Raw genomic sequence first — 14938 nt, forward strand, 5'->3', positions numbered from 1 at the left:
TTTATTTTACCACCTTTTCTGGTCTGACGGTTGCATATAAGCTGAATGCACCATCTAAATTTTTGACTGTAAATCCATTTTGTTTCAAGATACGTTCAGCGATGTAACTGCGTAAACCGCTTTGGCAGCTGACGATGATCGGTGTTTCTTTTGATAATTCTCCGATGCATGCACGCAAATCGTCGACTGGGATGTTGATGGCACCCTTCAAGGCACCTAGTCTTGCGATTTCGCCCTCACCGCGGACGTCCAACAGTTGATAGCCAGCTTCCTGCATCTTTTCCAATTCATACCATTGGATGGATTCAGAAACGCCTTCAATGATGTTCATGGCTGCGTATCCAGCCATGTTGACTGGATCTTTGGCTGAACCGAACGGAGGTGCGTATGTGAATTCCAATTCTGGCAAATCATGGACCGTCAGATTTCCTTTGATTGCTGTAGCGATGATGTCGATGCGTTTGTCTACGCCATCCGCACCGATAGCTTGCGCTCCGTAAATTTCACCGGTTTTCGGATGGAAAACCAATTTCAGGACAATCGCTGACGCATTCGGATAGTAGCCGGCATGGTTCTTTCCTTGGATATGCACGACTGCATAATCTTTTCCTGACAGCTGCAATTGGCGTTCGTTCAGACCTGTGGAAGCGCCGGCCAAACCGAACACACGCACGATTGCGGTGCCGATGCTGCCTTTATTTTTTCTGTTCAAGCCGCTGATGACATCGGCTACTTGACGTCCTTGACGGTTCGCTGGTGAAGCCAAAGCGATCATGGTGTCTTCACCGGTGATTTGCTGCTTCACGATGATTGCGTCACCGACTGCGTAGATGTCTTTTTTGCTTGTTTCATAGTTTTCATCGACGAGGATACCGCCGCGCATGCCTGTTTCGATACCCGCAGCGATTGCCAGGCTGTTTTCAGGTTGGACACCGACTGACATGATGGTCAAATCGCTATCCAATGTCACGCCGTTTTCAAGGACGATTGTTTTGCCTTCATTTTGGAAAGCTGTAGCCGCAACGCCTGTATACAGCGTCACGCCGTTCGCTTTCAATTCATCCGCTAAGTAAGCAGCCATTTCTTCATCGAATGGAGGCAAGACATGCGGTGCTTTTTCGACGATTGTCACAGCTAAACCGCGGTGCGCTAAGCTTTCAGCCATTTCAAGACCGATGAAACCTGCTCCGATGACGACTGCTTTTTTTGGTTCATGCTCAAGGATGAAACCTGTGACAGCATCCACATCCGGTACATTGCGCATTGTGAAGATATTTTTGGCTTCGGACAGACCTTCTGCTGGCGGTACGAATGGTTTTGCTCCTGGGGATAAAATGACTTTATCGTAAGCCAGTTGGTATTCGCCATCTTTCGAACGGACTGTCACTTCTTTTTTATCCGCATCGATTGCAATCGCTTCGCTGAAAGGACGGACATCCAAGTCAAAACGAGCGCGCAATTGCTCAGGGGTTTGAACCAAGAGATCGCTGCGTTCTTGAATATCGCCTGAAACATAGTAAGGCAAGCCACAGTTCGCAAAGGAAACGAAAGGTCCTTTTTCCAATACGATGATTTCTGCATCTTCATTCAATCTTCTCAAACGTGTTGCAGCGGACATACCGCCTGCCACTCCACCGATAATAACAATTTTCATCATAGTTTTCCTCCTCTTGTCGGGCCTGACCATGCGGACATGCCGCCTTTGACATTGACTACATCGTAGCCTTTGGATTTTAAGATAGTTGCTGCACGTTTGCTGCGTCCGCCTGATTGGCAGATCACATACACTTTACCCTTTGGGGTATATGTTTCCGCTTTTCTCAACGGAACATTTTTTGCGCCTGGAATATGTCCGGCGATGAATTCGTTCGGTTCACGGACATCGATTATTTGTGGTTTTTCAGTTAATTTTGCTTCCAGTTCCTTAGTGGATACGGAAGGCATACTGTTGAATAAATTAAATAACATACGTGGCTCCTTTTTCGTAAGTAGTATCAATCGCTTATGGACTCATAATACCCCATAGGGTATATTTTGTAAACCATTTTTATTCAAAAATTTTTAAAATGTTAAAAAAGACTGATACATAGCCCTTCTTCCGATACTGAATAAAATAAACACACAAACAACTCTCCCGGCTTATATGCTCCTCTCCCGCATAACATAGAGAAAAAAGACCGCAAAAGTTGCGTAGGAACGCAATTCTGCAGTCTTCTCCTTATTGATTGCTTTTATTCTCTGCACGGAGGCGTCCGATAAAGCTTTTTATGTGTTCGAATGCTTCTTTCAGCTCTTCGATTGAGTAAGCGTAGGAAATACGGATAAAGCCCTCTCCGCTCTCTCCGAAGGCTGTTCCCGGCACAACGGCCACTTTTTCCTCCATAACCAAACGGGTAGCGAACTCTTCCGAAGTCAAACCAAATTCGGTTATGTTCGGGAAGATATAAAAGGCTCCATAAGGTACAAAACAAGGCAATTCCAAATCTTTTAGGACTTTCATTAGATAACGGCGGCGTTGATTGTAGCTTTCACGCATCTCGGCAACGTTGTCATCGCAGTTCCGCAACGCAACGATACCGGCGTACTGACTCGTCGTCGGTGCGGCCATGATGGCGAATTGATGGATTTTGATCATCTGCTCCATAATGATCGGCGGAGCAGTTGCATAGCCCAGACGCCAACCGGTCATCGCATACCCTTTTGAGAATCCGTTGATGTAAACGGTCCGTTCCTTCATTCCCGGCAAAGCGGCAATGCTGAAGTGATTTCCATTGTAGGAAAGTTCACTATAAATTTCATCAGTGATGACGAATAGATCGTTGGCGATGATGACTTCAGCGATCGCTTCCAGGTCCTCTTTGGACATAACAGCCCCAGTAGGGTTGTTGGGATAGGAAAGAATCAGCACTTTTGTTTTCGGAGTGATCGCCGCTTCCAGCTCTTCTTTCGTCAAACGGAATTGATTCTTCTCCTGCAATGGGATAGCTACGGGAACCCCGTCAGCCAATACGATGCAGGGAAGATAGGAAACATAGCATGGCTCCGCGTAGACGACCTCATCGCCCGGGTCCAGCATGGCCCGCAATGCCAAATCGATGGCTTCACTTCCGCCTACCGTAACGACAGTTTCATCTTCGGGGGAATAGTGCAGATTGTAGCGACGTTCCAAGTACAAGCAGATTTCCTGACGCAGTTCCGCCAAACCGGCATTAGCTGTGTAGAAGGTGCGTCCTTTTTGGAGGGTATACATGCCTTCGTCACGCACAATCCAAGGGGTGTCAAAGTCGGGCTCGCCTACCCCCAACGAGATTACCCCGGGTATCTCATTCGCAATATCAAAAAATCTCCGGATGCCGGAAGGTTTGATTTCGCGCACCTTAGCATTTATCGGATTTCTCATGGAGTCAGCACCATCCGTTTGTCGTCACCCTCATCCACGAACAACGTGCCGTGGTCTTTATAACGTTTCAATACGAAATGAGTAGTGGTTGATTGTACTTCGTCGATCACAGAAAGGCGTTTCGCAACAAACAGAGCAATCTCTTTCATCGGCGCTTTCTTCAGTTGCACCATAAAATCAAAACCGCCGGACATCAGGAAAACGGTCTCCACTTCCGGGAATTGGTATACTTTTTCTGCGATACGGTCGAACCCTGACCCCCTTTGCGGATTTACGCGTAGCTCGATGATGGCAGAAACTTCGTCATCGCCGGTCTTGTCCCAGTTGATCAAGGTATGGTAGCCGCAGATGATTTTGTCCGCTTCCAGTTCTTTCACCGCAATCGCCACTTCTTCTGTGGCAACTCCCAACATGACTGCGACTTCTTCATCAGTCAGTTTGTTGTTCTTTTCAATAATTTTCAGGATTTTTTCCTTCAATTCGTTTTTCATCGTTTTGCCTCCTCTGGCTGTACGCATTCGGGCCATTTTCAGACTCTATTATTCATTTTTTGATAAATGAAATTTCTTTCATTTTATCACCCCTGACAAGCACTTGCAAATATGTTTTCGGGAATTGCGGCTGGCAGGATGGCGCATCAACACTGAATAAACCACAAAAAAACTCCACAGGTTTGCGGAGCGCAGACTTGTGAAGTTTTTTCTTATCAATTAATAACGGGTATCCAGGAATCCGCAGAATGCATCTACTGGAGAAATGCCAGTGAATTCGGAACGGCCTACCATTTTGTTGACGAGGGCTTGCAAAGTGAAATCCTTACTGTCGTATGTGTTGATATATGTTTGTACTTGCGGCACGTCAGCCAAGTGGTTAGGTGCTTGGACAGATACAAAGATTGTAGGGATTTCATGGACATAAAAAGGAATGTCCGGTGTTCCTTTTGAAGCTGGCCATTGGATGCGTTGATCGGTATTCGGTTGTACCGAAGCTACGTTGATGATTAGATCGTAGGCTGCGATCAATTCTTTGATCGGACGTTTTTGAGCGTATACGTTCGCAACGGCAGCGGCCCTTTCTTCTTCTGGCAATTTATTGATCCGCTCTTCCGTGGATTCCCAGATGGAAACTTCAAAACCTTCAGCTTCCAGGATCCCTTTCAGCGTATCGACAGGGCGAACCGCTTCGCCGCCGATCATTGCACCGAAGCCACCTTTGTGGCCTTCAACATTGACCAACAGGACACGTTTTGTCTTTTCTGGTGAAATCGGGAAGATATTTTGGTTGTTTTTGACCAAAGTGATCGCTTTGTCGGCAACCTCAACTGCGATTGCTTTGTTTTCCGCCAAGCCGATTTTAGCCATTGCTTCTTCTTTGGACGGCAATATTTCTGTTTTAGCTTTTTTGTGCAGTCCTAAAGCAGCTTTTGTACCCAAGATACGCGTCAGAGCTTCTTCCAAACGCTCATCCGTGATGATGCCGTTGTTGTAGCCATCCAACATCCATTGGAAATCTTCGTCCGGATCGTTGAAGAACAAGAACAAGTCAGATCCTGCAGCGATTGCTGTCGGAAGCATATCTTGACGTTTCATAGCCGAAGTCATCGCAACCATGTGGCTAGCGTCTGTTACTACTAACCCATTGAATCCCATCTTGTCGCGCAATAAGTCCGTCAGGATGTATTTGTTCAAAGTAGCTGGCAAGATTTGATCTTGAACAGTTGCTTCAGGATTGAAATGTTTCACGTATTCAGGTAAGGAGATGTGTCCTGCCATGATGGAAGGCAAGCCTGCATCGAACAAAGTACCGTACACTTTACCAAAAGTAGCGTCCCATTCTTCTGTCGAATAGGGGTTTACGCTGAACGATAAATGTTGGTCGCGCTCATCGATTCCGTCCCCAGGGAAGTGTTTTGCCGCTGGCGCAATGCCGCTCTCTTGGATACCCTTCATGTATGCCAACGATAATGCAATAGTCTTATCCACATCGCCGCTCCATGTACGTGTTGCAATAATCGGGTTACGCCAGTTGCGATTGATATCCACGATAGGGGCGAAACTCCAGTTGCAGCCGATAGCAGCAGCTTCCACGCCGGAAACGCGGCCCATTTCGTATGCGTATTTCGTATCGTTTGTAGCTGCGATTTTCACTTCAACACCGACATACGTGCCGTCTTTACATGCGCCATTGCCGCCTGCTTCCGTGTTGGCTGCGATCAATAAAGGAATTTTGCTGTTTTCCTGCAGAATTTTATTTTGCTCATATACTTCTTCTGCCATTCCAGGATTGTAACGGACTCCTCCGATGTGATAGTTATTCAGTACGCCCGTCAAATATTCCTCCGTGCGCTCTGATCCCATGTTAATAAACAGTTGACCGATTTTTTCTTCGATCGTCATGTCTGCGATTGTATCTTTGACCCATTTGATTCCCTCGGTATCCAAGTTATAAGGTTTTGCTGTTAATTCGACTCTCATGATTTGACCCCTCTCAAAATAGTTCTGGAACAGACCTATGCTACAACGGGTTAGCGTTAGCACCGTCTTTCCTACAAGAACAAGTATAGGCACTTTATCCAAATAATTGAAGGCACTTACACCCCGTTTTTGAAAGGTTCGGATTCTGTTCAAAATTGAAGGCTTGGATAAAAACGGTGAATACCAAGCCCTATCTTATATTAAAAACCGCTTTATGAAGCCTTTTTAATCGATCAAAACCGAATTTAAAAAATCCCAACCAGCAAAAACAAATCCTGATTCGTTTGTCATTTTTTTGTCACAGTATCTCGCAAACAAAAAAATGGAGCACTCCCAAGGAAGGCTCCATTTTCAATTTTTATCATTACAACTCATTCGACAAGTTCGCCGACGATTGGCAGCCCCTCAAGGACCTTTATGCCGTGAGGCGACTGATTGGTGATTTCTTCCGTCAGTTCATTGCCAGCCGTCAAACCTAATTTGTGTTCTCCATCTTTCCATGCTTCCACGTTTGTGACGTCATAGACTATCCCATCGACAGCAACATACGCCGGCTGGCCATCCTTGCCATTGTATTGGCTGAGTTCTTCCAGCGTGAAGGTCCGCATTTCTTCAGCTGAACTGCTGACCGAGACAACTTCGGAACTCGTTGTTGCGCTATCTTCGACCGTGGCAGGCGCACATGCGACCAATAACAGGCCGGCTACCCCTGCTTGCAGCATCATGCTCAATTTTATTTTCGACATCTTCGGTTCCTCCTTCATCATAAACCAAATGTTTCATAATGGATGCGGTCTTTGGAAACACCTTTTTTAAGCAAAACTGCTTCGACGGCGTTCATGAATGGCGGTGGACCGCACAACAGATACTCAGCAGCCTCGTATCGGATTTCATTATCCTGGAGAATCGTATCGATTTTCCCTTCATCGAGAAAGCCGCTCTCATTGGCATAGAATGGCACCAAACGGAAATCAGGGAGCCTGTCCTTCAATGATTGAAGCTTATCGACAAAAGCAAATTCCTCCCGGTTTTTCAGGCTCCAGACCAGTACCGTCCTGTTCGGAAATTGTAGGCGTGCGCTGTTTTCCAATATGCCCAGCATTGGTGTGATACCGATGCCTCCCGCAAACATGACCATGCTCACCGTTTTATCATGCATGCCTTCCTGAACATGCCACATACCGCCATGAGGGCCTTCAAGTGACGCTTTGACTCCTGGCTGCAACGTTTGGAACCGGTGCGTGTAATCTCCGGAATCCTTGATGGCCAGTGCGACTTCATCCCGATCCTGCGGGGCACTGATCAGCGAGAACGGATGCTCTTCAGATGAATACTGTGGGTCATAGAGGCGCAGGAAGACAAACTGCCCAGCTTGGTAAGGGAATACTTCGCCATCGTCCGGCTTCAGATGGACTTCCAGGACATTGCCGTTTTCCGGTTTTGTTGCGGTGACGGTATACAGATTTTTTTTGAGTCTGACCGGCTTGAGGAATTTGTGGTTGATGTACAAGCCAAGCGCCAAAGCGAAATAGCCTCCGAGAATGGCTGCGGCAATGTAGTCTCCCTGCACAATCACGGTCATGGTCAAGACATGGATAGCCAAAAAAGTGGCGGCGAGTATGTTGAAATTATGGACAACTTTCATCTTCTCGTAGTTGGCGATAGGATATTTTTTGAGGGTTGTTTTGGCTGTTTTGACGATTTTTTTTCGTCCGAACCAGTTTGTCATGATGAGGGCAGAAAGGACGGCGATGGTCAAAAAAAAGATGATGGCCAAGTCCCCGAAAATGGTCGAATAACGGTATACCCAGCCCCAGAGAACCGTTACCCATAATTTATGGGTAACTCCGATCGACAAGGCAACGACGGCCATGATGGCATGGAATCGATTCAGCTTGTCCAAGCTGAAGTATTGTTCGATGAACCTCGGCCGGGATGCGATGATGACTCCAGTCAAAAGCCAAGTATAGGACACAATTCCCAGAAAAGGCGGGCCAGCTGAAAGGAAGCTCCTGTTCCTGAGTGCGACTGCGGCGATAAGTACAGGGAGAAGGATATAAGCGGCAACAATCAGCATGCGCATCAGTTTTCTGTTCATTACTGAGACCTCTTTTCTTCTGCTGGTTTCGGATGACAGATGCAAGCAGCGTTTCCTTTGTGAACGGAACGCATCTCTTGTGTCCATTTTATAACGTTATGCAAACGGATACAAACCAGAAGCCTCGAGCGACAAAATGCAAAAGCAATCGGAAGACACTTCTGAAGCCAAAAGCTGTGATACAATGAAAAAAATAATCCAAACAAGGAATGATGATATGGACCATACAAAAAAAGAACTGACATGCAACCAGACGCGGAACGTACGCACTGCTTTCGTATCCTATAGCGAATTGAACGATAAAGATACCCTCTTCGGCGGCGAAATCATGTCGCACTTCGACTCAGCCTGTGGCAGGGCCGTGTTCAACTTCGTCAAGCGGCCTTCCTTCACCGCTACTGTCGATTTGGTCGCCTTCATCCAGCCCGTCCGGAAAAATGAGGCCATCTATGTGGAAGCGTATGTCTCCGGCTGCGGGAACACTTCCGTGGAGGCCTTCGCAAAACTGACCGCCACAGACGTCCGCACCGGGGAAAGCCGCATCTCTGCCTACGCCTTCCTGACTTTCGTCATCACCGACAGCTCGGATCCGGACTTTGTTATGCCGCTGATTTTACCCGAGTCGGAGGAAGAAAAGATGATCTGTTCCGGTTACGAGGAGCGCAGAATCAACAACCTGATCAAACGCAACCAGAACAGCCGCCTGCTTTCCGGCCTTTCCACCAAACAGATTTGGGATGCCTGACAAAAGAAGAGCCAAAATGCCAGCAGGCATTTCGGCTCTTCCTTTGTCTTTCTACAATTCGTGGGAAATTGGCTGCATCCCTGCAAAGGTGCAATACTGTTCATATCCCAATGCTTTCAATTCCACCTTTGTATCTTCAATATAAGCCCCTAAGTGATGCTTTTCATGGCTGTCGCTGCCGATGCCGCCCAAGTCATTGTAAAGCCTCAAAATGGCTCTTGATGGCGCAGATCCTTCAGGCCATATCTGTGCGAGGACGTGTTCACTTCGATCACTTTGCCGGCCTGGAAGTCATCGATGGTATGGGTTTGCATCCAGCGCACAAAAAAACTTCAAGCAAACCGATAAAGGTTGCTTGAAGTTTTTGATCACTCTAGGATTATTGTACGTCGATGGAAACATCGATTGTTTGTACTGGAACATCGTAGAATCTATCTTCTCTGCGTCCAAGGAAGTCTTTTGCTTGTTGCGGGAACAAAGCGTACATCAAGACATCTTCTGTGGATTTAGCGTATTGGCTGATTTCTTTTTCAAATTTAGGCATTTGCGGCAAGATCAGATCGGCAGGTCTCACAGTTGTGATGCCTTCGTTACCGATGATTTTTTTCGTAATTTCTGCAGAAATCGCTACTGGCGGTTTGCCGTATTGACCTCTTACATATTCCTTGATTTCGTTAGGCACAAGTTTATAGCGCTCGCCTGAGATGACGTTCATCAAGGCTTGCGTACCGACCATTTGCGATAACGGTGTAACCAATGGAGGATAGCCTAAGTCCGCACGCACTTTCGGAACTTCTGCCAATACATCGTCGTATTTGTCCTGCAGGCCTTGTTCAGTCAATTGGCTCAACAAGTTGGAAAGCATGCCGCCCGGTACTTGGTACAGCAATGTTTTCGGCTCGACGTCCTTCACTTTAGGGTTCAGGATGCCGTCGTTACGGAAACGATCCCGGATCGGAGCAAAATGATCGGCGATTTCTGCAAGTTTGTTCATATCAAGCCCAGTGTTGTAGCCCAATCCTTCCAACGCGATTGCAACGGATTCCGTAGCCGGTTGGCTTGTGCCGCCAGCAAACGGAGAGATGGCTGTGTCGATGATATCAGCACCAGCTTCAACAGCCTTCAGGTACGTCATTTCAGCAATGCCGCTTGTCGCATGTGTGTGGACTTCTAAAGGCAAATCAACGGCAGCTTTGATTTTGCTAACCAATTCAAAAGCGACGGCTGGCGTCAACACGCCGGCCATATCCTTGATACAGATGGAATCTGCGCCCATTTTAGCCATTTCCTTGGTCAAGCCTACGAAATAGTCGACTGTGTGGAATTCGCTGGTTGTATAAGAGATTGCAGTCTGGCAATGGCCGCCAGCTTTTTTAGTGATATCGATGGCTGTCTTCAGGTTGCGCAAATCATTCAATGCATCGAAGACACGCACAACATCGATTCCGTTTTCGATCGACTTTTCGACAAATGCGCTGACGACATCATCGGAATAGTGTTTATAACCCAATAAATTCTGTCCACGCAAAAGCATCTGCAATTTTGCATTTTTGACTTCTTTACGAATCGTGCGCAGACGTTCCCAAGGATCCTCGTTCAAATAACGGATACAAGAATCAAAGGTGGCGCCTCCCCACATTTCGATGGAGTGGTAGCCGGCTTCATCCATGGTTTTGATGATCGGCAACATATCTGATAGTGGCATACGTGTTGCAATCAAACTTTGTTGACCATCACGCAAGACCGTTTCCATAAAACGGATTTCTTTAGTCATGTAATTGGTCACTTCCTTCTTGTATTATTTTAGAAATGGCATCTTGCATTTCTTCAATGGTGTGGCGACGGCTGCGTCCGCAATCTTTTGCATCACGATTGCAGATGAAACAACGTCTCGTGTTCAGTCCTAATTCGGTCCGGCTGATGCTCTTCAGATCATTGCCTTCCATCCAAAGGACGTCCAAGTCAAACAATCGGCCGAAAGGATGCGTTTCTTCTATCATCACCATTTTTTCTTTCAGTTGTGCAGGAGTCAATGGCGAAAGGAAAAAGTATTCCGCCCCAGTCTTCAGGTTCCGGTAGAGAGAAGCTTGCGGCAGATCATTGCCCAACACTTCTTCTATGCGTTCCAGAACTTCAGTAAAGACAGCTTCCAACTGTTGATTGTTTTTTATCGGACCCGGAATATTCATGAGTGCCATCAAGAGGCTGTCCTCTTTCTGGCTGCTCAATAATTCCCGTTGGATGGCGACACGTTTTTCACGCACCGCCAACATTTCTGCTAAAGTAACGCGTTCTCCTTCAGTAAAAAGGGTTGTACTAGACATTTTTTACCACATCGATTATCGTGCCATCACGGTATTCGATTAAAGCAACTACTTTGTTTCCGTATTCAATAGGTTCTGGTGCTCCTACTACAGAATATGCAATGTCTTTTAATTGTTCAATTGTAAATTGAGGAACATCAAGATTACTGAAGTGTTCAATTAAATCTTTACGTTCAGGATTGATAGCAATACCAACTTCGGTAACAACTACATCTACACTAGCACCTGGTGTAACGACAGTATTTACTGTATCAACAATTGTTGGGATACGTCCACGAATAAGTGGTGAAATAACCAAACTCATTTTACATGCTGCACTTGTATCTGAGTGTCCGCCTGAAGCGCCACGAATAACACCATCAGAACCTGTTATAACATTCACGTTAAAGTCGGTATCGATTTCTAGCGCAGATAAAATAGCTGTATCCAATTGATTGATGACAGCGCCTTTGCTTAATGGAGAAGCATACATGTTTGCATCAATTTCATAATGGTTCACATTATTTCCTAAAGAAACAGCAGACGGATGGTCAAAATCTTGCACGTCGATGATTTTTCCAACAAGTCCTTCTTCAAGCAATTCTACCATTGCGTTAGTAATACCACCTAAAGCAAAGCTAGCTTTGATACCATCTTCAATCATAGAATCTTTCAAGAAGCGCGTTACAGCAAGAGATGCTCCACCGGTACCTGTTTGGAAAGAGAAACCTTGTTTATAATAAGGAGAATTAATGATTACTTTAGAAGCATATTCTGCAATCAATAGTTCTTTAGGGTTTTTAGTGAACCGTGTTGCCCCTTTAGCAATTCCTTCAGGATCGCCAATTGCATCAACGACAACAACATAATCAACATCTGTTTGAGGAATACTGATTGGTGTGTTTGGATAAGGCATCAATGAGTCAGTAATAGCGACAACTTTATCAGCATACTTTGCATCTACCATAGCGTAGCCTAAAGATCCGCATGTTGTTTTTCCTGATGTTCCATTCACATTACCATATTCATCAGAACTTGGAGCGCCTAAGAAAGCAACATCGATATGGATATCTCCACGGACGATTGCTCTGGCACGTCCACCATGAGAGCGAATCACAACAGGGTTTTCCATGATACCTTGGGAAATAGCTGCCCCAACTTTATCACGTAATCCGCTTGATGTAATGTTTGTCACAACACCTGATTTAATATGTCCAATTAATGGTTCATGAACATTTGCAATGGAGCTTGGTGCGATAGAAATGTTTTTGAAACCCATTTTAGCAATTTGATCCATAACCATGTTCATTACGAAGTCGCCTTCGCGGAAATGATGGTGAAAAGAAATTGTCATGCCGTCTTTAAGTCCTGTTTTTTCAATCGCTTCACGAATGCTACCTAACATCTTTTTGTCGTTAGGCTTTACAGGATGAAGTTTACGAGTAGACTCTTCGTAATCAGCTATGTTTGCTAATTCCCCGTCATAAACACCGTATTGTTGAGCAAATACTTCAGGAATATCTTTTCCAACTTTATTGATGGCCATTATTAAATTTCCTCCTCGTTAATCAGTTTAGCCGCTTTGGCCAATGCAATAACGCGTTGTGCACGTTCAACAATTGGTTTGTCAACCATCTTACCCTTCAATGAGATAACGCCTGAACCTTTTTCTTCTGCTTCTCTGATTGCCCAGATAACTTCTTTTGCATTTTGAATTTCTTTTTCTGTTGGTGCGTAAATCTTGTTCACGATTGGGATTTGACGAGGATTAATAACAGATTTACCATCAAAACCAAGTTGTTTAACAAGTTCAACTTCTCTGGAGAAGCCCTGTACATTGTCAACGTCAGAGTAAACTGTATCAATAGCAGCAATTCCAGCTGCACGAGCAGCATGAAGAATGTAGCTTCTTGCGAAGAACAATTCTTGTCCGTCAGGGTAGCGTTTTGTTTTCATGTTTGTTACGTAGTCTTCTGCGCCTAATGCAATCCCGATTAAACGAGTAGATGCTTTTGCGATTTCACGAGCATTCAATGTACCTTCAGCAGATTCGATGGCTGCCATCATTTTAGTTGTTCCGATTTCGATACCATATTTTGTTTCGACTGCCGTGATTACTTCATCTACATCAATGATATCTTGAGCAGTTTCTGTTTTTGGGAGTCTGATAACATTTACGCCAGCCAAAACTACAGCTTCAATGTCTAGTTTTCCAACAGTGTCTAAACTATTGATACGTACAACTGTTTCTGATTTGCTGTAATCAAATGTTTTCAATGCAAAATGCACCAATGTGCGGGCTGAATCTTTTTCTTTCAGAGAAACAGCGTCCTCCAAGTCAAACATGATTGAATCAGCACCATACAGGGGTGCGTCCCTAAGCATTGCAGCATTTGCGCCAGGGACAAACATCATAGTTCTTCTTAAACGTTCCATGTGTCCATCTCCTTCCAGTTGTAGTCGTCGTTTTCAGCAGCACGATGAATGGCTGTTACTGTACGCGCTTCGATCGTGCAATCCAATGCACCTTTGTCAACAGCGGATACTTTCGCGCTTGTGATGCCCAGATTTTTAAGTGTTGCGATGATGACTTCCTCGATACGATCGCCATATTGTTTTTCCACGCTTGAATCCAGTGTCACTGCAACTTCATTGTTATCGCTAGGTTCAACGACGATCATGATGTCACTTGATTCAGTCGTTCCAGCTACTGCATATTTTTTAATTTCCACTTTTTTCACCCCTAAATTTGTCTTTTCCATAATTTTCTGCCAAATAAATATAAGTTGTTGGTGGTACAAGTTTTTTAATTGTTTGAAAATCATCTTCTTTCAATGCTTTTCGTACACGTGTAGCACTGATGACCTGTCCATCCAGTTCGATCCGGGGAACGACTGTCAGGGCAAGCGTATCAGAAAAAATCTCACGCATACTCTCGTTATATACCTCTGTAACGGGGGATAATGGTTCTTCCCCTACAAAGCGCGTTTTGATCTGGAGAGCAGGCGCGATCCTCTCCTTGAACAAGGTTGCATCCAGCGTTGCCTGTACGCGGGCTATGCTTTCTACCGCTTGATCCTTCAGAAAGTAGGATGGGAAAGTAGCGGATGACACTTGATAATCCCTTGTCGGGAGAATGACCACATTCGGAAGGTGCTGTGTGCCCGCCTTGACAAGCTTTGATCGCTCTTCCGTCGAAAATTCGGAGCGATCATCGGACAGGACAAAAAGATAGAGAACATCAACTTGAGCAGCAGCCGTTTCGACTAAGTACAAATGACCTTTAGTGAACGGATTCGCATTCATTACGATGGCTCCCGCATGATCGGCATCCCTCTTATGGCTCTCAAGCAAGGCCAAGTAGTCCGAAAAATCGGGAGAGCCTTGCTCCATAAAGAGAATATCATTTGTGCGGATGACCTCTTTAAAGCCAAGCGATGCAAAGGAAATCGCCACGCAGGGTTTCGTGTACAAAAAGAAGTGGATAATGCCCTCATCGTGAAGCTTGGAAGATAAAGCCATCACGATTTTTGTCAATAAATTTTCGCTTTGGTACTCAGGATCGACAGCGACTAGTTTAATGATGTTTTGATAAGTCGATCCGGTAGCGACTAATTTGTTTCGGTCATAGAGGCCTACTGTATAGTCGACTTGCTCGTCCGGGACAAGTCCGCCTAAGAACAATAAATCCTCCCAAGCTTTTTTGTCCGCTGGAACACGCGTTATCCAGATTCTTTTCAGTTCATACATAGGTGAGCCTTCTTTGTTTTATTTTTAGGCTGGAAAACGTTTGATCAGTACAATCGATACAACATACAGTAAGAATAGCACCAAGAAGATGCCGCCCATACCGAAAATCATCAGTTCAAATGCAATTTTTAAAGATTCTGGATTATATACCATAATAATTCTCCTTTC

16 protein-coding genes are annotated in these 14938 nt (G+C 45.3%); 1 reads left to right on the forward strand and 15 read right to left on the reverse strand.

Translation table 11 applies throughout. The features are described 5' to 3' along the window. Window position 1: 1 nt before the first annotated feature. The 7 genes from BLV66_RS06605 to BLV66_RS06635 all read right to left on the reverse strand — a co-directional run bounded on the left by BLV66_RS06605 (window position 2) and on the right by BLV66_RS06635 (window position 7972). Window positions 2-1654, reverse strand: coding sequence for an FAD-dependent oxidoreductase (locus BLV66_RS06605; protein WP_086987662.1), 1653 nt, complete (start codon window positions 1652-1654; stop codon window positions 2-4). After that, entirely contained in the window at window positions 1654-1968 is a 315-nt protein-coding gene (locus tag BLV66_RS06610) for a rhodanese-like domain-containing protein (protein WP_086626845.1), read from the reverse strand. Before BLV66_RS06610 ends, BLV66_RS06605 begins: the two co-directional genes overlap by 1 nt. Before the next feature lie 250 nt (window positions 1969-2218). Beyond that, window positions 2219-3400 carry an aminotransferase class I/II-fold pyridoxal phosphate-dependent enzyme gene (locus BLV66_RS06615; RefSeq protein ID WP_086987258.1) on the reverse strand — a complete coding sequence of 394 codons (1182 nt, stop codon included), beginning with the start codon at window positions 3398-3400 and terminating at the stop codon, window positions 2219-2221. Then, a complete protein-coding gene (locus tag BLV66_RS06620) occupies window positions 3397-3891 on the reverse strand; it encodes an Lrp/AsnC family transcriptional regulator (protein WP_086987257.1) in 495 nt (164 codons plus the stop codon). Before BLV66_RS06620 ends, BLV66_RS06615 begins: the two co-directional genes overlap by 4 nt. 219 nt (window positions 3892-4110) lie before the next feature. After that, on the reverse strand, window positions 4111-5874 hold the full coding sequence (locus BLV66_RS06625) for a glycoside hydrolase family 3 protein (protein WP_086987256.1): 1764 nt from the start codon (window positions 5872-5874) through the stop codon (window positions 4111-4113). 371 nt (window positions 5875-6245) lie between these two features. Next, window positions 6246-6482: a cytochrome b5 domain-containing protein gene (locus tag BLV66_RS06630; RefSeq protein ID WP_086987661.1), complete on the reverse strand. Its 237-nt coding sequence runs from the start codon at window positions 6480-6482 to the stop codon at window positions 6246-6248. A gap of 155 nt (window positions 6483-6637) precedes the next feature. Then, complete coding sequence (locus BLV66_RS06635) at window positions 6638-7972, reverse strand: ferredoxin reductase family protein (RefSeq protein ID WP_176974157.1); 1335 nt, start codon at window positions 7970-7972, stop codon at window positions 6638-6640. Between the two features lie 217 nt (window positions 7973-8189). Here BLV66_RS06635 and BLV66_RS06640 point away from each other — a divergent pair, with 217 nt between their 5' ends. Next, window positions 8190-8717: an acyl-CoA thioesterase gene (locus BLV66_RS06640; RefSeq protein ID WP_176974158.1), complete on the forward strand. Its 528-nt coding sequence runs from the start codon at window positions 8190-8192 to the stop codon at window positions 8715-8717. Window positions 8718-8768: 51 nt separating this feature from the next. Here the strand turns inward: BLV66_RS06640 and BLV66_RS06645 are convergent, their stop codons facing one another. From BLV66_RS06645 to BLV66_RS15775, 8 genes are all read right to left on the reverse strand, one after another. Beyond that, complete coding sequence (locus tag BLV66_RS06645; RefSeq protein WP_176974159.1) at window positions 8769-8927, reverse strand: hypothetical protein; 159 nt, start codon at window positions 8925-8927, stop codon at window positions 8769-8771. A gap of 169 nt (window positions 8928-9096) precedes the next feature. After that, entirely contained in the window at window positions 9097-10491 is a 1395-nt protein-coding gene (locus BLV66_RS06650) for an oxaloacetate decarboxylase subunit alpha (protein ID WP_086626839.1), read from the reverse strand. Further along, on the reverse strand, window positions 10484-11041 hold the full coding sequence (gene citX, locus BLV66_RS06655) for a citrate lyase holo-[acyl-carrier protein] synthase (protein WP_086987253.1): 558 nt from the start codon (window positions 11039-11041) through the stop codon (window positions 10484-10486). Before citX ends, BLV66_RS06650 begins: the two co-directional genes overlap by 8 nt. Then, complete coding sequence (gene citF / locus BLV66_RS06660) at window positions 11034-12566, reverse strand: citrate lyase subunit alpha (protein ID WP_086626837.1); 1533 nt, start codon at window positions 12564-12566, stop codon at window positions 11034-11036. The genes citX and citF overlap by 8 nt, the downstream gene beginning before the upstream one ends. A gap of 2 nt (window positions 12567-12568) precedes the next feature. Then, a complete protein-coding gene (gene citE, locus BLV66_RS06665; protein WP_086987252.1) occupies window positions 12569-13456 on the reverse strand; it encodes a citrate (pro-3S)-lyase subunit beta in 888 nt (295 codons plus the stop codon). Then, window positions 13444-13752: a citrate lyase acyl carrier protein gene (gene citD / locus BLV66_RS06670; protein WP_086987251.1), complete on the reverse strand. Its 309-nt coding sequence runs from the start codon at window positions 13750-13752 to the stop codon at window positions 13444-13446. Before citD ends, citE begins: the two co-directional genes overlap by 13 nt. Beyond that, complete coding sequence (gene citC / locus BLV66_RS06675) at window positions 13742-14770, reverse strand: [citrate (pro-3S)-lyase] ligase (RefSeq protein ID WP_086987250.1); 1029 nt, start codon at window positions 14768-14770, stop codon at window positions 13742-13744. Before citC ends, citD begins: the two co-directional genes overlap by 11 nt. A gap of 24 nt (window positions 14771-14794) precedes the next feature. Next, the gene (locus BLV66_RS15775) at window positions 14795-14923 is read right to left on the reverse strand and encodes an OadG-related small transporter subunit (protein WP_086987249.1); all 129 of its coding nucleotides are present in this window, start codon (window positions 14921-14923) and stop codon (window positions 14795-14797) included. Between the last annotated feature and the right edge of the window lie 15 nt (window positions 14924-14938).

This window comes from Trichococcus collinsii (genome assembly GCF_900107505.1).
GTDB classification, from domain to species: Bacteria; Bacillota; Bacilli; order Lactobacillales; family Aerococcaceae; genus Trichococcus; species Trichococcus collinsii.